The organism is Candidatus Symbiopectobacterium sp. NZEC135, from assembly GCF_025962695.1.
The window spans coordinates 29,730-51,751 of sequence record NZ_JAGFPF010000030.1; the positions used below are offsets into that span (position 1 = coordinate 29,730).

Annotated in this window: 21 protein-coding genes; 3 read left to right on the plus strand and 18 right to left on the minus strand. The window is 43.9% G+C overall.

Annotation, left to right across the window (positions count from 1 at the left end; all coding sequences use genetic code 11):
• Nucleotides 1–387: 387 nt before the first annotated feature.
• Nucleotides 388–1,023, plus strand: coding sequence for a glutaredoxin 2 (gene grxB / locus J5224_RS15050; protein WP_264626146.1), 636 nt, complete (start codon nucleotides 388–390; stop codon nucleotides 1,021–1,023).
• A gap of 10 nt (nucleotides 1,024–1,033) precedes the next feature.
• On the opposite strand, the gene J5224_RS15055 is transcribed toward grxB, so the two are convergent.
• On the minus strand, nucleotides 1,034–1,558 hold the full coding sequence (locus tag J5224_RS15055; RefSeq protein ID WP_264626147.1) for an isochorismatase family protein: 525 nt from the start codon (nucleotides 1,556–1,558) through the stop codon (nucleotides 1,034–1,036).
• 127 nt (nucleotides 1,559–1,685) lie between these two features.
• Nucleotides 1,686–2,708: a sugar kinase gene (locus J5224_RS15060; RefSeq protein ID WP_264626148.1), complete on the minus strand. Its 1,023-nt coding sequence runs from the start codon at nucleotides 2,706–2,708 to the stop codon at nucleotides 1,686–1,688.
• A 503-nt stretch (nucleotides 2,709–3,211) separates the two neighbouring features.
• Here J5224_RS15060 and J5224_RS15065 point away from each other — a divergent pair.
• Together J5224_RS15065 and J5224_RS15070 are read left to right on the plus strand one after the other, a co-directional pair.
• Nucleotides 3,212–4,840 (plus strand): methyl-accepting chemotaxis protein, encoded by a 1,629-nt coding sequence (locus J5224_RS15065; protein ID WP_264626149.1) that lies wholly within the window; start codon nucleotides 3,212–3,214, stop codon nucleotides 4,838–4,840.
• Between the two features lie 415 nt (nucleotides 4,841–5,255).
• Nucleotides 5,256–6,509 (plus strand): EAL and HDOD domain-containing protein, encoded by a 1,254-nt coding sequence (locus tag J5224_RS15070; RefSeq protein ID WP_264626150.1) that lies wholly within the window; start codon nucleotides 5,256–5,258, stop codon nucleotides 6,507–6,509.
• A gap of 58 nt (nucleotides 6,510–6,567) precedes the next feature.
• On the opposite strand, the gene J5224_RS15075 is transcribed toward J5224_RS15070, so the two are convergent.
• From J5224_RS15075 to sctE, 16 genes are all read right to left on the minus strand, one after another.
• Nucleotides 6,568–8,241: a methyl-accepting chemotaxis protein gene (locus tag J5224_RS15075; RefSeq protein WP_264626151.1), complete on the minus strand. Its 1,674-nt coding sequence runs from the start codon at nucleotides 8,239–8,241 to the stop codon at nucleotides 6,568–6,570.
• Nucleotides 8,242–8,516: 275 nt separating this feature from the next.
• The gene (locus tag J5224_RS15080; protein ID WP_222157901.1) at nucleotides 8,517–8,777 is read right to left on the minus strand and encodes a hypothetical protein; all 261 of its coding nucleotides are present in this window, start codon (nucleotides 8,775–8,777) and stop codon (nucleotides 8,517–8,519) included.
• 323 nt (nucleotides 8,778–9,100) lie between these two features.
• Complete coding sequence (locus J5224_RS15085; protein ID WP_264626152.1) at nucleotides 9,101–10,687, minus strand: winged helix-turn-helix domain-containing protein; 1,587 nt, start codon at nucleotides 10,685–10,687, stop codon at nucleotides 9,101–9,103.
• Between the two features lie 348 nt (nucleotides 10,688–11,035).
• The gene (locus tag J5224_RS15090; protein ID WP_264626153.1) at nucleotides 11,036–11,617 is read right to left on the minus strand and encodes a hypothetical protein; all 582 of its coding nucleotides are present in this window, start codon (nucleotides 11,615–11,617) and stop codon (nucleotides 11,036–11,038) included.
• Nucleotides 11,598–11,798: a hypothetical protein gene (locus J5224_RS15095; protein WP_264626154.1), complete on the minus strand. Its 201-nt coding sequence runs from the start codon at nucleotides 11,796–11,798 to the stop codon at nucleotides 11,598–11,600. The genes J5224_RS15090 and J5224_RS15095 overlap by 20 nt, the downstream gene beginning before the upstream one ends.
• Nucleotides 11,799–11,801: 3 nt before the next feature.
• A complete protein-coding gene (locus J5224_RS15100; protein ID WP_264626155.1) occupies nucleotides 11,802–12,515 on the minus strand; it encodes a hypothetical protein in 714 nt (237 codons plus the stop codon).
• Entirely contained in the window at nucleotides 12,499–13,056 is a 558-nt protein-coding gene (locus J5224_RS15105; RefSeq protein ID WP_264626156.1) for a hypothetical protein, read from the minus strand. Before J5224_RS15105 ends, J5224_RS15100 begins: the two co-directional genes overlap by 17 nt.
• A 28-nt stretch (nucleotides 13,057–13,084) precedes the next feature.
• A complete protein-coding gene (locus J5224_RS15110; protein ID WP_264626157.1) occupies nucleotides 13,085–13,894 on the minus strand; it encodes an EscJ/YscJ/HrcJ family type III secretion inner membrane ring protein in 810 nt (269 codons plus the stop codon).
• 2 nt (nucleotides 13,895–13,896) lie between these two features.
• Complete coding sequence (sctI, locus tag J5224_RS15115; protein ID WP_264626158.1) at nucleotides 13,897–14,199, minus strand: type III secretion system inner rod subunit SctI; 303 nt, start codon at nucleotides 14,197–14,199, stop codon at nucleotides 13,897–13,899.
• Between the two features lie 21 nt (nucleotides 14,200–14,220).
• Nucleotides 14,221–14,487, minus strand: coding sequence for a type III secretion system needle complex protein (locus J5224_RS15120; RefSeq protein WP_264626159.1), 267 nt, complete (start codon nucleotides 14,485–14,487; stop codon nucleotides 14,221–14,223).
• A 13-nt stretch (nucleotides 14,488–14,500) separates the two neighbouring features.
• Nucleotides 14,501–15,703 carry a PrgH/EprH family type III secretion apparatus protein gene (locus J5224_RS15125; RefSeq protein WP_264626160.1) on the minus strand — a complete coding sequence of 401 codons (1,203 nt, stop codon included), beginning with the start codon at nucleotides 15,701–15,703 and terminating at the stop codon, nucleotides 14,501–14,503.
• 287 nt (nucleotides 15,704–15,990) lie between these two features.
• Nucleotides 15,991–16,230, minus strand: a complete 240-nt coding sequence (locus J5224_RS15130) for an acyl carrier protein (RefSeq protein ID WP_264626161.1) — start codon at nucleotides 16,228–16,230, stop codon at nucleotides 15,991–15,993.
• Nucleotides 16,231–16,333: 103 nt separating this feature from the next.
• Nucleotides 16,334–19,012, minus strand: a complete 2,679-nt coding sequence (locus J5224_RS15135) for a hypothetical protein (RefSeq protein WP_264626162.1) — start codon at nucleotides 19,010–19,012, stop codon at nucleotides 16,334–16,336.
• Nucleotides 19,013–19,025: 13 nt separating this feature from the next.
• Nucleotides 19,026–20,096, minus strand: a complete 1,071-nt coding sequence (locus J5224_RS15140; protein WP_264626163.1) for an IpaD/SipD/SspD family type III secretion system needle tip protein — start codon at nucleotides 20,094–20,096, stop codon at nucleotides 19,026–19,028.
• A gap of 64 nt (nucleotides 20,097–20,160) precedes the next feature.
• The gene (locus J5224_RS15145) at nucleotides 20,161–21,279 is read right to left on the minus strand and encodes a hypothetical protein (RefSeq protein WP_264626164.1); all 1,119 of its coding nucleotides are present in this window, start codon (nucleotides 21,277–21,279) and stop codon (nucleotides 20,161–20,163) included.
• Between the two features lie 11 nt (nucleotides 21,280–21,290).
• Nucleotides 21,291–22,022: type III secretion system translocon subunit SctE (sctE, locus tag J5224_RS15150; protein ID WP_264626165.1), on the minus strand; the 732-nt coding region annotated here is incomplete at its 5' end.

A 22,022-nucleotide genomic window follows, 5' to 3' on the forward strand; every position in this document is an offset into this window, starting at 1 on the left:
AAAAACCCGCCTCGAGGGCGGGAAAAGTGATTCTCTTGACAGGGATGGAAATCACAACATTGACAAGGGATGTAGAGACAATAACAGATGAAATGTATAGAAGTGTCTGTGTGAAGTAAGGTTAACCCGGGGGATGTAAAGCGTGGTTTTCAAACATAACGATTTGCATCATCAGGGGATTATCAGTATTCCCTGTTCTTGCCTGTGCCCACGGTGAACCCCGTCTTGATCCTTTTCCCTGATGTTTCACATGCAGTTACATTCTGAGCGACAACACTGGCGATCCGCACGCACTGACTGTACCTCCCCCTGTTTATGGTATTAGTCTGACCAATAACGCGTTAGGGCGTCAGGCAGACAGGTTTTACTATCATCAAGGAACCACGAATGAAATTATTTACCTATGAGCACTGCCCGTTCTGTGTGAGAGCCAGAATGATTTTTGGACTGAAGAACACACCGTTTGAATTGGCGATTATCATGGAGGGGGATGTTGAAACGCCGACGCGGATGGTTGGCCGCAAAGTCGTTCCTATTCTGCAAAAAGAGGATGGCAGTTTCATGCCCGAAAGCATGGATATTGTTCACTATGTAGATAGCCAGAAAGCACCGCAGATCGCCAACCAGCCGGTAGACAGTGCCATTGAAGCCTGGTGCAAGTCAGCCTCTGGCGTGGTGTTCAAACTGGCGGTTCCGCGTTTCACCGAAGGTGAGTTTGCCGAACTGGCAACACAATCTGCCCGTCAGGCTTTCCGACAACGTGAAGAAAAAGCGTTTGGCGACTTATCGGCGCTGCTGGCTGAAACACCTGCGCTGATTCGCGACGTTGAGCAAAAATTGGCAGAATTGGAAACCTTACTCCCTACGGATGAAACCGTCTCAACCACGGACTTTATCCTGTTCCCGATCCTACGATCGCTGACTATCGTGAAAGGTATTCACTATGGGCCACGAGTGAGTGAATACCTGCATCGAGTCGCTGCCGCAGCCCAGATTAATTTACTGACAGCCCAGGCGCGCTAGTTCAGAGCGGCTAACGCCATGCGTTCAGAATGGCAGAGGTGGGGATGACGGTGACGGGGTTCCCCGGCAGGCTCAGCCCCGCCCACACCTCATTATGCTGACCAATGAGTTGCTGGGCGCTGGCATAAGTACGATCCGCCGTGGTATGCGCATCTGCCGCCACGGTGATTGCATAGCCTTTGCTGGCCCCCACTTTGATGGTTGTATCTACGCAATAATCGGTTGCACAGCCACAAACGGTAAAGGCACGGGTTCCGATCCGCTGTAATAGCGCATCCAGCGTCGTGTTCCAAAATGCATCGCAGGCGGTTTTAGTGACATAGTGCGCCTGCTCAGGCTGGTGCAATTCTGGGATGATCTGCCATAAATCACCGCCAACACCCATTTCCCCTTCGGCATGCTGGATGAAAATAACAACGTCGGCAGCATCAATCAGTTGATTGATCAATGCAGCCTTACCCTCCCTATCGTAACGTAGCATCGCCAACACGCCGACCTGCATATCAACCACGACCAAAACGTTATTTTTCATCATTACCTCAACGTAAAAAAGCCAAGGTTATGTGGCTCCCACACGCCCTTGGCTTATGCACCATTAGCTATATACACAATGCGCTTTATGTTCGGAACGTTACGCGGCTTGCGAATCGCAGCAAAAACCGTTAGCGGCTGAGGCTTGCGCCCCCACCTTTTTTCATCACGCCACGGATATCAGATTCCTGTACCAGGTTCAAGTCACCGCTGATCGTCAATTTCAGAACACTGGCCGCAATGGCGAAATCGATGGACTCTTGAGCGTCAAACTGATGCAAGATGCCGTGCATCAGCCCGGCACCGAAGGCATCCCCCGCCGCAACACCTTCCATCACATGCAGGTTATAGCACGTCGTTTCATGAAACTCGCCATCGCTCAACAGCAGCCCCATCCATTGGCTGTCTTCGACCGAGCGAATATTACGCAATACGCTGGCAACCATTTTACATCCAGGATAACGGCGTGTTACCTCCCGCATCCCTTCTTTGAACGCAGCAATCTGTTCAATGCCACGTGACATATCGCCATCAAAGGCTTTTATATCCAGCGTTGCCTCAAAATCTTCATCGTTGGCAATGCAAATCGTCACGTAGTTCATCAGTTTTGACATGACACGCTGCGCTTTTTCCGGAGACCACATTTTGCCGCGATAATTCATATCGCATACCACCGGAATATTATGCTGTTGGCAGTAAACACAAGCAGTGGTCACGGCCTGTTCTAATTCAGCAGAAATTGCCGGCGTGATGCCAGAGAAATAGAAGTAATCGACGTCTTGCAGCAGCGTTTCCCAATCAAACTCCGTTTGATTAGCCGTAGCGAAGGCGCTGCCTGCGCGATCGTAAACCACATTGGTAGAACGGACGCTGGCCCCTTTTTCAAAAAAGTAAATCCCAAGACGGGGGCCGCCACGTAAGACTTTATGCGTATCAACGCCGTATTTACGCAACGTCGAAAGCGCCGTTTCGCCCAGCAAATTGTCTGGCAGCTTGGTAAGATAAGCAGAATCATTGCCTAACAGAGCAAGAGAAACTGCCACATTAGCCTCTGCACCACCGTACGCCGCCTCAAATGCATCAGACTGCATAATGCGGTTATTGCCCTGCGGCTTAAGCCGCAACATCATTTCCCCAAACGTTAATACTTTCATTTTTCATCCATCATTAGGTTTATTACGCTAAGACGCGCTGGTATAGCAGGTATACAGGTGTGCCATTATAGGTAAAACCGACAACGGTCAGTGCAGCGTATACACTTGCCATTATACCTCGACGCGTGATTATTCTACTTTGTCATAATTTGGCCTATACAGGTACGATAAATGGCAATCACTAATGAGCGTTATGGACTAACAACGTGGAGTTTTATTCCATCACCGCATATAACATCACCCTGGTTGATTGACATTATCGAAATGCGGCATGCCTCAATGACACAAAAGAAACAAATTCCCTTCACTATGGAAAAAGACACGTAACATAAACATCGATGGCGGATAGCAATTTGACGCTCTCTGAGCCATTTCTATTTCATATTATCTAACATTGGCGCGTTGCGTATGATAACAACAGGTCAAAAGAGTGGTAATACCACACGAATCGTCGCCATAAAACGATAATTATCAAAAAGCATCATGAGGAATATATGCGGTCAATGAAAAATATCTCTCTCGGTGTTCTGCTAGGCGCTGGCTTCTCTGCCATTATTGTCATCGGCCTGCTGGTTGCCGCCTTTGGGCGGATCGCGTTGAGTAAAACAAGCGATCACATTGAGTATTATGAGAAACACCATTTAACCAATCTTATTTCAATGCAGGATTTAAAGGATAACTTAAACAGTGCCACCAAAGCCGCATTAATCATGGCATTCCAGGATGATATTAACAGTCAGGCAGAAAGTGAGGCGGTAGTCGAACAAATGCTGGGAGGCAATACTCTGCTGCTTACACGTTTAAAAGAAGAAATCTCACTGCCAAACTTGCTCGCAACACTCGATAATTTTAACAAAACCTACGCGGACTATATTGCCATCACTCAGCAAACCGTGAACCTGGCAAAAAATGGTCAACTGTTGGATGCCCAATCTCTCGCGATAGAGAAGTTACAGCCAATACAAATGAGGCTGTTTCAAGAGATTTCGTCCATGATCCAACAACAGCAAGACAACACTACTCAAGCGGCTGCCGAATCAACTCAGGGGGCACGCCTGTCTGGCAATATTCAGTTGCTATTGGCTGCCATCGCAGCGCTATTGGGCTTGACCATCGCAGGATTAACGACACGGCATATCAAAAGACAACTGGGCGGAGAACCTGCCTACGCCATGCAGGTTGTCCAACAAATAGCGCAGGGTAATCTGGCCACACACATTACCATTCCCTCGGGGCAGCAAACCAGCTTGCTCTCTGCCATGCAAGAGATGCGCGATAATTTACGCAACATCGTGCTGGAGGTACGCGAGAGCAGTGAATCCATCTCCGTGGGGGCTAACGACATTGCACAAAGCAGTACCAATTTGAGTCAACGTACTGAACAGCAAGCGGTCAGTCTGCAACAAACTGCCGCATCGATTGAGCAAATCAGCAAAACTATTCACCAAAATGCGGACACCGTGCGTAACACAACGCAGCAAGCTGATACGGCCAGCAACATTGCGGCAAAAAGCGGTGAAGCCATCGCCGATATCGTACAAACCATGAGTGAAATTAGCCAAAGCTCGAACAAGATCAATGAAATCATTGCCGTTATTGATGGTATTGCTTTTCAAACCAACATACTGGCGCTCAATGCCGCCGTTGAAGCAGCGCGAGCCGGGGAACAAGGGCGCGGTTTTGCCGTGGTGGCTGGAGAAGTCCGTTCTCTGGCGCAACGTTCCGCATCCGCGGCAAAGGAAATTAAAACGCTCATACAGGATAGTGTAGGCTGCGTTAATAACGGTTCACTGTTGGTCACTCAGGCCGGCGCCACCATTGACGAGTTGGTAAAACAATCACGCCAAGTCGCAGTGAGCGTGAATGAAATTGGCGTGACCACACAAGAACAGGAGCAAGGTGTCCGACAAATTAATGATGCCGTCAGTCAACTGGATCTCGTCACCCAACAAAACACGGTATTGGTGGAAGCATCAAGCAGCGTTGCCGACGGTTTACGCGATCAGGCGCAGCACCTGGTTTCCTTGATGAGCGTATTCCAAGTAAATATGTCACGCCCCTCTCGCGAGGCATCCCCGACGGTCACGGCACCGCCACTCGGTATAGCACTACAACGTAGAAATATTGCCTGATATCGCCACAGGAGATTGCTGCCGTCGTCATGCCCCCGCGACGGGCAATCTCCTTCTAGCCAGCCTTTCGCCTGCCCATCCCTGGTGGTGTTGCGCTACTACAGCGCTTTGCTATGCGTTCAACCCCTCAAAAACGTCAAATATCGGTAAGATTACGGTAATTATCACCTGACAAGACTACTATTAAAGCAGTTTCTGGCCGATATAAGGTAAGAGACATGTAAATTGTCCAGGATTGGGCACTGCCAGATAGGAATCAGGCTAAACGTCTAGAAAGAAGGTTAGTCAATTGAAAAATAATAAAATAGTCACTAAGCCTATCTAGAGGGTTACTATGTATTCATTTGTTGCACGCCAGCAGGTTAGTCAATTGAAAAATAATAAAATAGTCACTAAGCCTATCTAGAGGGTTACTATGTATTCATTTGTTGCACGCCAGCCTATTTTAAATAAGCACCGCCAGCCCGTCGCTTATGAACTGCTCTTCCGAGATGGTATTTGCAATTCGTTCCCCGATGTCACCCCTGAATACGCCACCGCACAAATCATAACGGAACAGTTTCTAACGAATTCATTAAGTCGACTGGTTGAGGATCACATCAGCTATATCAACGTTCCACACCAGATGCTTACCAATGGTCTTGTTGAAGCGTTACCGCCAGAAAAGGTCGTGCTGGAGATTCTGGAAAATGCACCGCCCGATGACACCTTGCTAGCCTCGGTAAAACGGTTGAAAAAGCGCGGTTTTAAGCTCGCACTGGATGACTTTTTGATGGCTCCCGAATGGGATCGTTTTCTGCCTTACATTGATGTGCTCAAATTCGACCTCATGCAGTCATCCTTTGCTGACATTGCCGCCTACATCAACAAACTCCCCTACCGCCACATCACTTTTCTCGCGGAAAAAGTGGAGACGCATGAACAATTTTCTCAGGCAAAGCAATTGGGCATTTCTCTCTTTCAGGGATACTTTTTTAGCAAACCAGAAATCATTCAGTCACGCCGACTTTCAGTGAACAATTGCAACGTATTGCAGCTACTTAGCGAGGTAAACAAGCAGGATCTAAATTACGATAAGATCGAAAAATTGCTCAGTAAAGATGTATCTCTCGCTTACAAAGCAATGCGGTATGTCAATAATATCAGGTTACGCAGCAACTTAACCCTGATGCCGCTCCAGGCTAATTTCCGCTATATTGCCATGCTGTTGGGACAAAAAGAGTTACGCCGCTTTCTCTCACTGGTGACAATAACCAGCCAAAGTAATAAAGATAAATCCTTTGAATTGTATCGATTGAGCTTGTTAAGAGCCAAATGCTGTGAACTGATTGCGCTGCATCAGAATAAGAAAGATGACCCCATCAATGCGTTTTTATGCGGTCTGTTCTCCCCGCTTGAAGCCATCCTTGACTGCCCAATGCCACTTTTACTGTCAGAAATAGCACTACCTAATGAGGTAAAACAGGCTCTGCTTGAAAACACCGGCACTTATGCACGTTACCTCATGTTGACAACGGAATATGAAAAACAGAATTGGCAAGACGTTAATACGCTTATCTCCGAGCTGAAAATCACTGAGCAACAGATGATACACATCGTGCTGGATGCCACGCTGTGGGCTGATGAAATGCTGCAAATAGGTCAAATGGGCGAGAAGAAGGGGGAATAATTCCCCCTCATCCGTTATTGGCTACAGTGATAGGAAATAGGCCAGTTTTCCATCATGCTTAAAACGTTTCCCAATTGGCATTGTCTGATTTGGCCTGCACCTTAGCGGATGCCGGTAATGAGGCAGGCAAGACCGCACTTTTCGAGGATTGCGCAGTCCCCTGAACGCGCGTTGTTTCGGTAATCTTAAAGGTCGCAACAGCCTGACGCAGATAGTTCGCCTGATCTTCCAGTGCCGCTGCCGCTGCCGCAGATTGCTCAACCAATGCCGCATTCTGCTGTGTTACGCCATCCATTTCCGCGACGGCCTGACTCACCTGCTCGATGCCTCTGCTCTGTTCATCTGACGCGGTGGCGATCTCGCCCATGATATCGGTGACACGCGTTACCGCCGTGACGATCTCTTTCATGGTTTCCCCCGCATCCTGGACTTGTTCAGAGCCCGTGTTGACGCGGCTAACCGAATTTTCGATCAAGCTTTTTATCTCTTTTGCGGCTTGAGCACTTCGTTGGGCTAAATTGCGCACCTCGCCAGCCACCACGGCAAACCCACGCCCTTGCTCACCGGCACGCGCCGCCTCAACCGCCGCATTCAGTGCCAGAATATTGGTTTGAAACGCGATGCCATCGATCACATTGGTAATATGCGCAATTTGGGTAGAACTATCAGAAATATCTCTCATGGTGGTAATAACGGTATTAACGACATGCCCCCCTTTCTGTGCTGTTTCTGATGCATTTTTTGCCAGAGCAGCCGCCTGTCGCGCATTGTCGGTGTTCTGTTTTACCGTGGCCGTCAACTGTTCCATGCTTGCAGCCGTTTCTTCCAATGCGGAAGCCTGCTGCTCGGTTCTTGAAGACAGATCGTTACTGCCCACTGAAATTTCGCTAGCCCCGGTATAGATACTGTCAGAACTGGTGCGAACGTCGCTCACCGTTGTAATTAATGAACCTTGCATCTCTTTTAAACGTGAAGCGAGCTGACCAATTTCATTTTTACTTTCAGCCTCAATGGCCTGCGTAAGATCGCCTCCAGATATGGCGCGGATATGATGGATAACGCGGCTTAAAGGCTGGAAGAGAATATGCTGTAGCACACGCCATGCGCTCACAACCACCAAAATCAATGCAAGCGCAATACTCCCAATCGTCCATTGCATAGACACAAAGCTAGAGAGGTTTTCACGCTGCCCGGCACTGACCAAAATATTATTCTGCTCCCTCCAGGTGTTATAGCTCTGCTCTAAATTGTCCTGTGCCAGTTGAGCATCAAGATTGCCATAAGCATCATAGTCGCCGCGTTGCAGATACTGGATAGACATTTTAAAAATATCATGCAGTTGGCGATAATCGTTCTCCACTTTTTTAGCAATGGCATCACTCTGCCCTTCGAGTCGGGGGGAGAATTGATAGCGATTAAACTGCTTTTCGGCCGTATCTAGCGTAGTGCTGGCGGTAGCCAGGAGGGCATTGATTGCCGCAATGGATTTTTCATCTTTCTGGTTTTTCAAAAAACGGATAGCCACACGAGTAATGACAACGCGAGTCTTTACAAGTGATTGAAAGCTATCAGTAAGCTGTTCTTGCTGAAAGTTCAAGATTTCAGACTTTTGAAAGTTTTGCTTATCGTTATTTACTGAGGAGTAGAACAGTATGCTGGTGATTATCTGCAATAAAATAAAGACAGCAAAGGCAATCGAAATCCCTGTGATGACTTTAACATTTTTGAACATGACTTGCCTCTTTGGTCTAGGAATAGATGCCTAGAGGCAATATCGTCAACCGACCGCGCTTCTTGATTACATTTACGCAACACACTTCGGCTATCAAAAATGATAGAAAAAACATATCACATTGATAAATATAAAAATCGCATTAAAAAGACGTTTTTATGTGTGAGGAAACGTTATCAAAAATCAACATTCGCATTAACAAACCGAAAAATATAAAATAACAATATGAATTTTAAGTAAAAAAAACACTTGCCGATCTCGAATCTTAAAAAAAATTAATGTGTCATTTTCCTGATTATTTCCTTTACTTCCAGCCCATGCTCAGAATTTTTCTGCATCCTTTGCACAAAAACTCGCTGGTAGAGCCATGCATCGATGCACTTTTTCACATCAGCCTTGTCCGGTTGGCAGTGGAATTCGAAGATCATCCTTTTTTCTTTTGAAAACAACACTAAACTACTTTCGAACTCGAGAAAATCAAGATCTTCTATCTGGTAGGCTGTTTTAAACGCAGAGCAGATGTAATGTATATCCATATAATATCCACCAATTTTTTATAACTTCACATTGCTGTATAGCATAACTCGCATTAAACCGTGCATCTTAATTATTTTATTGTGACACACATTGAGTTTGCGTTGAAATATGAGATTCCTTTTCTAGAAAACCCGATGCTAAGTTAACAACTTCAGGCCATGCCAGCTCAACACACCCGCTCTTCTTAAAAAATCCCCGCTCTCCCCTCAAGAAATGCAATCACATAAAAGGGACAACACTGCATGATGACATCAGCATTATTAAATGGCATTTAATTCATAAACTAAAATCAAAAAACAATCCTTCATTATCAGCATAGGTTTTACATCATCCAGGATGCTAAGGAAAAGGAATTTCCGACATGGGCTCTCGAGAATCTCATTTTCTCAGCGGTTACTACTGAATGTTTTGTTGTTCCTGGATGCACAACCCTTGCGACTTCATTATAACAATACCCGATAAACTCACAAGATAATTTATATTTTTCAATATCTTTTACCAAAGCCTGCGCCTTACATAACTCGCCGAGACGAGCATAGAGTAACGCCAGCAATCCACGCATAATCGTATTTCCGGGTGAATCAGTATTGAGTGTATCCTCTCCATATCTTACAGCCTCTTGGATATCGCCAAGAAGATAATTAATGATAACACACAATATTTTAGGAGAATAAAATGCATCATTGAGATCCATGCACATATTATTCATCTGCATTGCTTTATCTAAATCACCTTGTCGTACCAGATGACATGCATAATAATAATAGACCTCTGCAACAGTGGGTGATAATAACATAGCCAAATGAAACTTACTTGCAGCCTCCTTATTGTTTTCAGCGCAAAGCAATAACCCTTGTAAAGAAAGGGCGATAACATTATTAGGTTCAGTCGCTAATATTTTGCCCACGATGATCATCATTTCATGCCGGACGCTTTCATAGTCCATCAGGCCCAGATTAGCTACTGCATAGTAAGAACCGGCAATGCGGCATAATTCACTGATACTGGTTTTGTCATGTCGTCTTAATTTCACTGCTTGAGGCATAAACTTCTCAAGCGCTGAAAGTGAGAATTGCAATGCATCATGCTGTGCCACTTTAGAGCTCAAAGGATGTGCACTGACCGTTGCAGGCTCCACCCTCATCGATGGATCAATAGCAGACAAAAGCGTAAGAATAGCCCTGCATAACAACCGGTAATTGATATGATGATCGCTCGTGAAATGGACACCCTCTCGATATAATACCGAGTGATCCTTTGCACGCGTCAGTTCAATACGGATGATAGATTTTTCACCATGCCGAATTTCCATACCAGAAATATAATAATCAGCCTGTGATTTTTCGATTGCAGACAGATAGCTACTGTAATCCTGGACGCTACGCGTCAGACAAGATGAAACAACATTAATCGGCAAATCCAGACAATGCAACCAATCAATTAACTGATCGTGAAGTGAAATAGCTTGGTATCGATGCTGCATTTCAAAGATAAACAATGCAATATTGCATGCTCTCTTTTCAACAAAAGCATCAGCGGCGGTTATGTTATCGTGACTCGCGATTAAGGCAGGCTGAGTCGCTTTAGCAGGGAGATAGTCGACTTGAACCTCAGGGACAAAACGATAGCCCTTGCCGTAGATGTTATCGATAAATCTATTTTTTCTTGAATGGCCTAGCGTGCGACGCAACACATAAATACAACGCGTCAATGACTCATCGGAGACTATCCCCCCCTTCCACACATGTTCAATTATTGCATCTTTTGAAATGACGGTATGTGAGTTTTGTAACATGAAGAGTAATACAGCACTCTCTTTCGGCGCTAAATAGATAGCGCCTTTATCTTTTGTCAGTAATTGACCATTATGAAAAGAAAAACCTTCGAATATAAATTGATGAAATTCCATTTTTACTATTCCTTACGAAATAGAGGCATAACTTTTCGCAATAAAGGAATAACACATACACTCATCGACCAGTGCAATTCCCCAAATGCGGTAATGACTTTACTTCGGTTTTTTAGAGCAAACAGATGAAATACTGCTTAAAACTTTTTTCAGGTATATCAGCAGAACAAAAGTGGCAGAACCACCGTCACAGATAATATACGAGAATCGATAATTTTAATCACCTAATTCATTGGCAAGTTCAGGCCAATGCACTAAAAATCGCAAGTAAAAAAAACAACGCTTTCATCAATACAAAATACTAAAAAAACAAATTTAAATAAAATTTAATATCGAAAAGTAACAATATTACTTACATAATAAGTAATTATCGACGGCCACATCCCACTGGGATTGTTCTCTTGGTTTAGCAGTCACGCCCGACGATTTTTCAACGCGCATGTAATCTATGCTGTGCGTAGGCATACCTGCCTGCTTTACCTTGTTACATATCATGGATTTTTTGCCGGGATCTTGCATCGTCGCACGAATACGCTCCCAGAACTGACTCACCTGCTTTTCGGACAGTTGCGCCAACGCTTCACCTAAGCGTTTTCCATGTGCCATCTTGGCATATTGAGTACCAATACGGTTTGCATCAAACCATGTGTAGCTTCCCGCTAGCGCATAAAGGAAGACTGCTCGGTCAAACTTCTGAGCACGGACGCATTCATTCATTTCAGCATAGAGCTCATCGGGCCTGCCAGAAGCACTGTAAGGGGAATCTGTACGACATGTTTTTCCTGCAAACTCAAGACCTGTACTGTTTCTGCTATAACTACCAGCGCTATCAGGCAGTGAACGTGTCGCAGACTGACATCCCACCAACAACAACGATAGGAATAAAGTGCTGACTGCGAAAAAAGCGGGTTTACCAGTCATAATTTTCATCAGGATCGAGCCCATCTGATAACAGGACTTTTTGCATCCACTCGTTATACATAAACCGCATCGCATAATTATCGCCCCCTTCATCTACTAACTCTTTGATTATTTCACTCATTTCTTTTATATCTCCATCAGTTTTATAAGGCAAAAGAGTGGAGTTTAATAAAGCATTAATCGTTGTCATTACTTATTTTCCTTGATTATCATCATTATCCGACATCAACACATCGCGCGGCGGTGAATGCGTTCCGAGTTGTTCGTAAAATTTTTTCAGTGTTTGCTGAGAAAGTTGTTCGCAACTCTCATACAATGATTGCGTGTCAAAAAATGTATCTATTTGATTATCAACAAACATCTCTGGTAAAAATTCTACTAGTTGCTCACGATACTTAAATACATATCGTAAATCTTGATGATACTCAAAAATGACGCCCCCCCGGTGCATACTATCAATATAGGCCATTAATCTGCGTTTATAACGGCGTCTGTCGCTAGGAAGAAGGATATAAAAAGGCGTTTTGTCATCTCGGCCATCAATCTCATCGGCCCAGCTTTCAAACAAGGCACAAATCACGCTTTCCTTATTGACAGAGTCACTCAGCAAACGCTTTGCCCGCTGGCGAACCTGCCCATAGAGTTCATTCACAATACCTTGTTTATCTTCAATAAAACCAATTACTGTTTCAACTGACGTCACAACGCCATGCTCATAACCATCGCGATAGGCCTGCTGATGTATTGCCTCAGCGTCGCGACTGGCATCGCTGATGATCTTTTTGGCATGTTCCCTGGCCTGCGCCACGACGCTGATTCTCAGATTATGCGCTACACGATTCTTGTTCGTTAACAGCACATTTTCTTGCAGCATATTCGCATATGATGCCTCAACTTCTTTGAGCATATTGAATGGCCATCCTCATTGCTAATTCATTATCACCAGTTAGTGTCGGCGGCACAGTTTCCACATCATTGCCCGGTGAAAACAATAATGGCAGTCGTTCTCTCATTACCCTCGAGACAGAAGCGGAGAATAAATCAATTTCTCGTTTAGCACACAGCGCATAGTGCTCAAGAGAATAAGTAGATGCATTCATCGGATTATCTTCAAGAAGGTGCAACAATGAAAACTGCCTGACGGATTTTTCAAGCTTCCACCAGATACCACACTGAAAAAGATTGATCTTATAGCGCTGACAAGCCACCATAAAGGCCGCTTTGGGTAACAAATGCCAATGCACAGCTAAATATCGCTCTCTTTCATTATTTAGGTCGAGCGGTTCAACCGAAAGGGAAAAATTTTCGATTAAAATATCATTTATAATTCGATGGCATCCTGGCGTCACAAACCCAGGGGGCAATGAAAAATGTTCTGGATGAATCCAGGATATCGGATTATATATGATATTCATGACATTATCGCATGCCCTTTGCTTTTCATGCATTACTCTTTCCATGATATTCAGACATCCGCTATTTTTTATTCTCAGGAACATCTACACTGGGTTTAGGGTCATCCGATGTACTGTTGTTACTCGTCTGCGTCAGAATATGCTTCTTTAGCTTACCTAAAAATGCATGATGGCTTTGACTAATAAATAACAACACGGCAGCTAACAAGGCAACAGTTACCGCGCCAAGGCTTATTAACCACGTCGGTGTACTAGACTTTGTTGCTTGGATGGATACCGGTGCATGCCGCTGAACGTCATTAATCTTGGATAATACGACGGAAATATTATCGTAATTAACATCCTCAAAGCTATTCTTAAGAAAGCGCTTTACATCACTGATTAATAAGGTGGTATCAGTAATGCTATTATCATGATTGAGCAATGTTGAAAGATGAACGGCCGATCTTTTCCTATCACCATCGCTGGAGCTCATATCGTAGCTCACATGTACGCGAGCAGAAACCACCCCTGAAATTGACAACAACGAATGCTCAAGTCGTTGCTCAATCCCAGAATAGAGACGAGCCTTTTCAGCGCGCGGTGAAGAAACAAGCGCATCGGCAGGAAACATCTGCGCAATGTCGATTGCGGGAGGACGTGGCAGCCCATAAGTATTCATTAAATCAACAGAAGCCGAAAAATCCTGAGAACTGACAGAGAGGCTATACCCCTCTTTTTTGACCTCATTTTTATCAACCTTGATGTTATTGCGCTGTAACAGCGCAATAACTTCATTAGCCTGCTGTTGATCTAACCCTTTTAGCAAAATATCTTGCTTACAGCCTACAAGAAAAACTGCCAGTATGGGAAATAACAGGTATTTATTCATGATTATGAACGTAATAATGTTTCAACAGCACTGACCCCTTTACGCGTCAGTGTACTGATGAGTGATACATGTAAGTTGTAGTCAGAAGTTCGCTGTTGAAGTTCTGCCAACATTTCAGGATCTGTGGAAGCATTGGTGTTTTCCAACAATGAAATCACGTCACGCTGTTCCGCAGACATATTTACCGATTCCCGCGCATAAGCGCGAAGCAGACGATCTTCCAACGACACATTGACCGATTCTGGCATGGTAATATCATGCCAATTACCAGACAACTGTGTCACCATATTGATGTTATGATTCATAGTCTATTCCTGGTAACAACATTAGCGGAAGTTGGTAATAATTGCAGAACCCACATCTTTGTATACCTTGACAACGTTAGATTGTGCATTACGGTATAGCGTATACTCTGACAAGCGAGACTGATAAATCGCCAACAGCTCTGGATTTGAAGGGTCTTGTGCCAGTTTGTCTAGCGCCAATTCCAATTCGGAATTAAGCTGTGCCACACCATTGTCGAAGGTTGATGATTTATTCGACAAATAACCATTCCATGTAAAATCAGTGCTTCTCGAGTTCACGTTACTCATATAAAATCCTTACTTATGTTTTTGGGAAATACCAATGTCCAGCGCCAAGCTTTATATAGCCTTGCTCGCCAAATTTAAAAGATTTATCTTTGAACCAATCAGTTTCCAGCTCAACAGAAAAGTGAACATATCTGCCCCCCCATTGTTGATAGTATTGATTGACAAAGTTTTTGATGCTTTCGAGCATACCATCCTCAATAACGCCCAATATAACAAAGGTGATAGTATCGCCATTGTCTATCTCACGAAAAGAGAGCGCCATTTTTTTCAATCCTTGATTGGCAATGCTCCTGATTGTTTTATCCTCCAGATTATCCAGCCTCACTGAATTCATATAAGGAAATTTTTCTTTCAGTGCAGTAATAAAATCACCGTGCGTCTTTTCACTTAATCCATTTCTTTCTTTACTAACTCTAAGAATCGGGTGTTGTGGGTCACTCAAGCGTATCTGATGAAACTTTAATGCAGGCCAATAGGTTTCCACCCAACGCGAAATTCGCTCTTCTTCACTAGCAATATTGACAACGTTAACCTGTTGGCGCAGTGGGTTTCTGATCATGGTTTGAATAGCCCAATCAGTCGCTTTTTCACTGCCAGCAAAAACGTAAATCCAATTATCACGAGCATAAACGATCTGATAATCATCAGAGGCAAAATTCAATAATGTTGAGACATTATCAAGCTGACGCTGTGTTCCCGTAAGGTAACCATTGCCCGCGACAAACACGGCACTCACTAAAGCAACTGCTGCCAATGTTTTATACCAGACACTTTTAGTATTCTTGACAATCTCGGAAGTCGTTGATAATTGTGCCTTGGTGCTGTCAGGATACTCCCCAGATAAGATGACGCCCGAGAATTCAGAATGTTGACTTCTCCAGACAAATTTTTGCATACCGATGGTGATGACTTTATTTTCTGACAATGCTATCAGTGGTGAGCCATCGTCAGAGATCTCACGCATATAAACGTCACATGAGTCACCTAGTTTAACGATTAGTTCGAAACTTACATCCGTTTGTTCAGCAGGAATATAAATTGTATTATCAGGCAGTTGTGTGCCATTATATTGCTTACTAATCGTTTCTTCATCAGTAGAAAGAAAAAGTGTATTCCCTTCAAACAAAGCGAACTCACACCCACGCAAAACGCCGTTAAGAAGCCTAACGACTATCCTTTTTTCTTTATCGATATTTTTATCTTCATCCAATAACATTGCTAGACTCTCAAGGAGATTGATACCATTACATTAACTTTTGATAAGATATACCAGCGGACTACCAGCATCTTGATTCAATAATAATGGAAAGTTGATTTCACATCAGATTTGACGACCAGTAGATTAATGATTGTCAAGAAAAAGGGTATGAATGTATACCTTCACATAGAAAAGAATACATATCGTCAATATAATTATTTTTTCTTAGAAAGAACAAGCAACTGAGAAAATAAAAGGGGCAGGAATGAATAATGGGCCGGGTAAAAATCCGACCCACGTTTACATTAATGGCATCGTTGATGAATCAGTCGATAGAGATCCTTAACATAGTTAACATCGTCCAGCGCATCATCTTTAATGTTAAGAACAAACTCCTGTTCAAGCACTAACATCAGATCCATCATCATGAGTGAATCAGCTAATAGATCATAGTATAAGTGTTTCTCCGGTGATACATCCGCAGAGGAACAATTTATAATAGAAGAAACCACATGATTTATGCGTTCCTCAACGTTTTGATTCATTACAATTCCTTTTCAATCTCATAGGACGAGGCGATCAAGATGACGTCAGGTCATTTTCATCCGACAGGACGACTGCCTCTCATCCTAAAAGTATGTTAACGGTTCACTTTTTAGCAAACCTGTCAGTGTTAATATAAGATTGCTTTGCCGTAGCACCTTGCCTTCCCGTCCAAAAAGGACCTTTGTAGCCAGTGTTACCCACAGCAGTAACCGTATTTTTCTCTCCAGAAGACGCCACCTGGTGACGATTGGCCAAAGAGGGCTCTCTGGCAGCGCTGAGGTCGGGCGCAGAATCTGCCAGCAACACATCATCTGTGCTTTCAACCTTTTTGGTTTCAGGTTCGACGCGCGCTTTGTGTTGAGAGACACCCACTGCGTACTCAACGCCACCGGTAACCGGGGTATCTTCACCCGTTTTGTTTACAACGCGCTTTTCAATGGTGCTGCTTGAGACCGCTTTGGCCAAAGGCTCAGCATCACGCTCGGTACTGCCTGGCCTGTTTAGCGCATGATTTACGGTAGATACATTTGAATCTGATACATATTTTTTGAAATCTGCTGCGCCAGTTCTCCCCATTCTGTGCGGCCCCATATAGGTATCAGACTTTTGTTTACTGATACCCGCAGCGCCGTTCAACTGCTGTTGTTGACGAATTGTCTGTGCAGGTGAAGTCGTGGTTTTTGGGGGAGGTGTCTCATACAGGTTGTGCGCTTTCTCGTTGACTTTACTTCCGTCAAGCTCAACAGTTTTTTCTGCTCCTACAGCGTTTGACCTTGTCAGCAGCGCTGTTTCATCACGGCCTGGAAGCGGCTCTCGGCGTCCAGCCAGGGTATCAGTTTCAGAACTCGTTTTTTTTGCAGATTGCCAATAACGTTTAAACTCTGCGGCGCCAGTGCGTCCTGTTCTGTTTAGTCCGATATAAGGATCACGCAAAGCACTAGTCTCCTCTTGCGACTGAGGCTCAGATGATTGCACAATCGCTGCATGACTTTTGGCTTTGGTTAACGTCGTAGCAAACTGCGCCCGTTGACGAGTGAATGACGCTGCATGAAGCGCTTGATTGCCCCCTCTCTCGCTAACAGGATTTTTTCCTGCCTTAACGTGAGGGTCAGGACTATTGATATTCTCATCACGTGAATGAGCGCCATCGTTTTTCATCCCAGTGCTGGCATCGTTAGAAGGTGTAATCGGAGACGCATTTTTTTTATCAAACTGCCCGCTATCAGAGGTTATCGATGCTGGCTGCTTATACTTCTGAAATTGTGCAGCGCCCGTTCTACCCGTGCTAAAGGGGCCAATATAAGCCGTCTGGTGTGCGCCAGGATTACCCACGATCGGTGGCTGAGGCTGTTGGATAGAAGTGTGCTCATTCTGTCCGGTATTGGTATCTGACGATGCCTCTCTTGGTAACATTGGGCCATCACCTCCCACTTCTACAGGTGGAATCTGCGTTTCATGAGAAAGTTTGTTGCTATTAACCGTTATATCTGACGTACCTGTCGTTGTCTCAGAGCGCTTCAGCCCCCCACTTTCTCCCAGTCCCCGCCCATCAGTACTACGATCGGATTGCCTCTCAGGTACAGGAGTAACATTCTGATGCTGGGTGGCTGACGCCGTTGCGGAGGCGGGAGGGTTTTCTTTTTGTCCTTTAGGCAGGTTAGCAGCCTCCTTCATCAAGAGATGACTTTTATCAGTAAAGTGGACACTGTTATCATTTGTCGTCGTGCTGTAGTCATAATATACATAAGTTGGACCTGGTGTTTCTTTGGCCTTGCCATTATCTGGCGTCGACGTTCCTGTCTTTCCGGCGTCAGTATTCTGACCTACATTCTCTCGGTGTAGAAAGTCTTTGAACAGTTCTAATTTAATGGGTTGATGATTGAGAAGTGCGTCTACGCGATGAAAATGACTACTCCCATTAATAGTTCCCTCCATCTTATCAAAAACTTGCTTCGATGGACGAAATGCGATGTCTTTCCATTTACTGAGAAGCGTCGCTCTCATATTTTGATCTTGCACCGTATTAATCTTACTCTCAACCAAACGATCAATAGCTGCATTATAATTTAAACCTTCAGCGATTAGCTTAGCAGCATTTTTATTCACGCGGTCGTCAATGTTTTTAAGCGCACGCTCCCCCTGGAGTAAAGAGCCAGCAAAGGGTGATTTTATGCCCAAGCCATACTTATTAATATTATCAACATAAAATTTGATATCTTCTTTGATTCCCGCTGTGTTAGGGGTATCAGACCTAGCCGAAAGGTCACTTAGCATTTTAAGCATAACAAATATTTGCTTAGCTTTATCCACTGCAGAAGATTCGTTATTAGGATCAGCTAGAATGGTCTGAAGCTTATCAAAAGATTTATCACTTACCTCGTTACGCAAGAAGTCCAGAGCTTCATGCTCATTTTTATTGATAAACGTAGAGCTACTGTCTAATGAATTAAAAACATCATTAAACACTGAAGCGTCATGAGTATTAAACGATGAGGCACTATTTTTTTCGTTTTTAACCTCACTTTTACTTAAACCACCTCTCACGCTTCTTACTTTTGTACCGAGATCAGCATTCTGAGTTCGCGTAGAAAACCTTGACGAGCGCGATGCCGTAGTGGCTTGGCTTGGCTGAGATAAAAATTGCACTCTTGCTTGTGTTATACTTCTTAATGATGCAACATGCTTATTCCCGATTTTACTATTAAAGTCGGCAAGTAAACCATTTGGATGAATTGGTTTCGATATACCAGAACCAATCATATTTTTATTTGGAAAAGTCATACTGTCGCCCTCATTAAACAAAGAATTGTTTATCGCACTCTAAAAGACTTGCAATTGTGCTACTCAATACTTTAACTAAATTATCAAACGTTGAATGCGCGTTTGCAAATTTCTGAGTTAATGTTTGCATGCCATTTTGTATGTGATCTTTTTGCATATCAACGCCAGTTTGCCATGCAGACCATTGTGCTGCGTTGAACGACATATCTTTATCTTTCACTGAGTCATAGATATTATCTAATGGGCTAGTATCAATATGAACGATGTAAGTCCCATCGCCTAGCCGATGAATACAGTCATCGGTATTGAGCCCAAACTCTTTTGCCCAGGCTTCACACTCCTCACGACTGGTCCCTTGAAACGGCCCCCCCGTTTGAACAGGAAACAATATCGTTGACATACCTGGAACAGGATATTTCTTTATCAATTCTAGAAGACTTTTTTGGAATTCTTTACCATCCAGAATGGTTTTATCACCATCAGCGGAAATGAATTGTGGCAACGTAGACATAAAATCAGAAAAATCTTTATAAAACTGAGCATTTTTCTCAACGGCCTGTTGAAAAACATCTAAATAACTTTCAGACATTTCCCCAATAGCACCAGAGAGTAAATCATTGATCTCTTTACTTGATAAAGTACTAAATACGTCAGAATTCAAGATACTGGAAATGAGGACTGCGTAGGAAGAGCTCCTCTGTTTTTCCAGCGTCGAATAGACCAGTTCTTTTGTATCCGCCGACAAGGCCTTATTTTTCAATTCAGGATTCTGTGAAAACAGATCGTCAAGAACACGCATTCTTTTTTGTACATCATGAGTGAGAAGCGCTCTCCGTGCCTGGACAGTCTTTATTTCATCAAGAAATCCACTATTATTTAAATTTTTTAAAAAACCTTCCAACTTTCCACTATCAGCCATGATGAAAGAAAAAGGACTGAGAAGAATGCGATGCATTCCATCATTGCGGGGTGATATATTCATCTCATCAGCGATCGACTCCTGCAAAAAAAAATCATTAGTAGATTGCTCCTGTGCATAGCCACCAACCCGAAATGAGGGCCTTGTTGTAGATAATATTTCCATGTTTTCCTCTAAAGAAACCGCCTGTATCAACAGGCGGCTTTATATCATTATCAATGTTTAGCAATTACACTTTGGTATTATTGGCAACAACACCGGCAGTATCGCTGATACCTTTCGCAATATTTTCGAGCGTTGCCAACAATGCAGCCTTGAGCTTTTCAGCATCCTGGGCTCTTTCATCGTTTCGTTGGCTCTCCTGCATAAAGACATCTTTATCAAATTGCCGCAATTGCTGTAGGCCATTCTGCTCAGCCTGACTCAATATCATCTGAGAGGAAGAAATGGTTCCCATTGCCAAGGCTCCGCCCTGTAACGCTTGCCCAACACCAATTTGTTGCTGTGAGGTGCTAAGGGTCGTTTGGAGCTGAAACTCCTGTTTCTGCGCCAGCACGTGTTCACGATTGGCTGATTGCTTCAAGCGGGTCATATCTTGCGCCCACATCGGATCGTTAATATCCTTCCCGCGCGAAAGCGTTGCGTGAGTATCGAGTTTATTACCCAGACTCTTATGCTGAGTAATTTTGGCCCCCTGAATCTCATACCCTTTAATCGCTTGGCTATGCCCTTTATGGGACTTGATTCCGCCAGTCAGTGCCATGCCGCTTGTCACAAAGCTACTGGTAAGATCCTTTTTAAGCTGCTCTCGTGCAGCCTGCATGCTGTGCTCGACAGAGTTTTCAAGACTTTTCTGGCTAGTTTCCAACATCTTGGTTTTCATGCCATGTTCAGCATGTTTGCTCAATAACGCGGTTTTCGCCAACTCAATTAACGGGGCAAAACGCACGCTGTTATAACCACCGAGAAAACTTGTTGTAGCCATGATTTTCTCTGACCGGCTAGCTATCTCTTTCTCTGGAACTACAGGCACTTTTTCATTCTGTGTAGGCATCAAATTGCTACTTTGAGAATACAAAGAAATTTGTTTGCTTAACAAATTCTTATCCGTGTCCGAAACTGGCTTAGTGATATCTGGAATGCGAATATCAATACCAACAAGGTGACTGGATGCATGCTGTGCCAACATCGTTCTATTACGATTTAAGTCAGCGGTATCTAACGGTCTGGAACTTGACTTCTCTATGAAACCGGTATTATCCATACCTTTACGATGCATCTCTTCAGGAAGAGCAGTCGCTCGCTGTTGGAACACGGTATTATTGGAATTTGTAATAGATACTGCCATAACGCCTCCTATTAGGCTCTGATATTTCTTACAACACTCTTCCCAGTGTTGGCTTTACTACTTAGCATGTCAGACAAAGTCATATTTACCGATTGAGATACTTTGGAATCCTCTTCATGATTAGCAAGGATTTTACTAATAAGGTCACGCAAAATGCTGACATCCATTGCTGCCAGATTAAAATCAGCAATGGCTTTTGTCGCCTGGAGTCTGATATTTGAAATATTAATACTCATGCCACTTTGAACAACAGGCATCGCCGTATGAACGCCGTTTTGCAACATTTCCAATCGTTTCAATGCAATATTACCTAAGCGCTTCGCATCTTCTGGATCGCTCAATTTCAGCACCTTCATGACATTGGTATTTACTTTATCTGAAATATCATCCAGCTTTTTATTAATCCCTTGTGTAATCTTCCCAACTTGTTTTGTTACAGATTGCATGCTTCGACTTAATGCCGCACTCCCCTGCCTCATAGAGTTATTAACAAGCTGTGGCATAATTTTATTAATAACCTGCGTTATCGCCTGCTTGATGGACTGCATAATGGCAGAGGTCATTGCCTGGGACATTTTTTCAATCATAAATTTGGCTGCTGTTTTCGCCACCAAAGAAATAGCAACAATGGCAGCAATGGTCACTGCGGCAGTGACCACCATATGGATGGTATCCATCATGTTGGCCCCCGTTGCTTTATCGATGGCATGTAGCAACAACCCGAGTGGTGTTTTATCAAAAAT

Coding starts and splice junctions, on each gene's coding strand:
- J5224_RS15060 (WP_264626148.1), bottom strand. CDS start 2,708: ATGAAAGTATTAACGTTTGGGGAAATGATGTTGCGGCTTAAGCCGCAG.
- J5224_RS15080 (WP_222157901.1), bottom strand. CDS start 8,777: ATGGATATACATTACATCTGCTCTGCGTTTAAAACAGCCTACCAGATA.
- J5224_RS15055 (WP_264626147.1), bottom strand. CDS start 1,558: ATGATGAAAAATAACGTTTTGGTCGTGGTTGATATGCAGGTCGGCGTG.
- J5224_RS15140 (WP_264626163.1), bottom strand. CDS start 20,096: ATGGAAATATTATCTACAACAAGGCCCTCATTTCGGGTTGGTGGCTAT.
- J5224_RS15090 (WP_264626153.1), bottom strand. CDS start 11,617: ATGAAAATTATGACTGGTAAACCCGCTTTTTTCGCAGTCAGCACTTTA.
- J5224_RS15135 (WP_264626162.1), bottom strand. CDS start 19,012: ATGACTTTTCCAAATAAAAATATGATTGGTTCTGGTATATCGAAACCA.
- J5224_RS15130 (WP_264626161.1), bottom strand. CDS start 16,230: ATGAATCAAAACGTTGAGGAACGCATAAATCATGTGGTTTCTTCTATT.
- J5224_RS15095 (WP_264626154.1), bottom strand. CDS start 11,798: ATGACAACGATTAATGCTTTATTAAACTCCACTCTTTTGCCTTATAAA.
- J5224_RS15070 (WP_264626150.1), top strand. CDS start 5,256: ATGTATTCATTTGTTGCACGCCAGCCTATTTTAAATAAGCACCGCCAG.
- grxB (WP_264626146.1), top strand. CDS start 388: ATGAAATTATTTACCTATGAGCACTGCCCGTTCTGTGTGAGAGCCAGA.
- J5224_RS15120 (WP_264626159.1), bottom strand. CDS start 14,487: ATGAGTAACGTGAACTCGAGAAGCACTGATTTTACATGGAATGGTTAT.
- J5224_RS15110 (WP_264626157.1), bottom strand. CDS start 13,894: ATGAATAAATACCTGTTATTTCCCATACTGGCAGTTTTTCTTGTAGGC.
- J5224_RS15065 (WP_264626149.1), top strand. CDS start 3,212: ATGAAAAATATCTCTCTCGGTGTTCTGCTAGGCGCTGGCTTCTCTGCC.
- J5224_RS15145 (WP_264626164.1), bottom strand. CDS start 21,279: ATGGCAGTATCTATTACAAATTCCAATAATACCGTGTTCCAACAGCGA.
- J5224_RS15075 (WP_264626151.1), bottom strand. CDS start 8,241: ATGTTCAAAAATGTTAAAGTCATCACAGGGATTTCGATTGCCTTTGCT.
- J5224_RS15105 (WP_264626156.1), bottom strand. CDS start 13,056: ATGCATGAAAAGCAAAGGGCATGCGATAATGTCATGAATATCATATAT.
- J5224_RS15100 (WP_264626155.1), bottom strand. CDS start 12,515: ATGCTCAAAGAAGTTGAGGCATCATATGCGAATATGCTGCAAGAAAAT.
- J5224_RS15125 (WP_264626160.1), bottom strand. CDS start 15,703: ATGTTATTGGATGAAGATAAAAATATCGATAAAGAAAAAAGGATAGTC.
- sctI (WP_264626158.1), bottom strand. CDS start 14,199: ATGAATCATAACATCAATATGGTGACACAGTTGTCTGGTAATTGGCAT.
- J5224_RS15085 (WP_264626152.1), bottom strand. CDS start 10,687: ATGGAATTTCATCAATTTATATTCGAAGGTTTTTCTTTTCATAATGGT.